The sequence below is a fragment of the Edaphobacter bradus genome, from assembly GCF_025685645.1.
Classification (GTDB): Bacteria; Acidobacteriota; Terriglobia; order Terriglobales; family Acidobacteriaceae; genus Edaphobacter; species Edaphobacter bradus.
On the sequence record NZ_JAGSYF010000012.1, the window covers coordinates 1 to 590 of the forward strand.

A 590-nucleotide genomic window follows, 5' to 3' on the forward strand; every position below is an offset into this window, starting at 1 on the left:
CCCGATGCGTTGACGTTGAGCGCAAGCGGTCTGCCCAGCGGAGCAACCGCGACCTTCTCGCCGGCAACGATCGCGGCGGGCAGCGCGGCAACGCCGATCACACTCACCATTCAGACCAGCACGCAGACCGCCTTCAATGAGAAGCCCTCATCCAAGGCACCCTTCCTGCCTGCGACAGTGGGATTCCTGCTACTGCCGCTGGCCGGCATCAAGAGGGTCCGCAGGCAGTTGCGGCAGATACCGCTGATGCTCGTCCTGGCGGTCCTCTGCATGGGTGCAGTGTTGGGCCTGAGCGGATGCGGCTCTCACAGCAACCCGCCACAGAGCTATACCGTCGTCGTGACCGCAACAGATAGCACCACCGGCGCACATAACTCAACCAACCTCACCCTCACCGTGCAGTAAACATCCTCAGGAGCAGGCCTCAGACGTACGGCCTGCTCCTGAGCCCAAGGAAGAGTTCGACTTGCGCTCGACGCCTTCTGCCACCCGAAATTCACGTCAAGTCTCACTCGTTCAACCGGAGGGAACAGGCAAAAAGCGCTCATTGAACCCGACTCTGCTCGTTCCGAGGATTAGTAACGACAAAC

1 pseudogene is annotated in these 590 nt (G+C 60.8%); it reads left to right on the forward strand.

The annotated features are described in order from the left end of the window. Positions 1-405: pseudogene (locus OHL16_RS20110) on the forward strand (hypothetical protein); the annotation flags it as partial. Positions 406-590 lie beyond the last annotated feature (185 nt).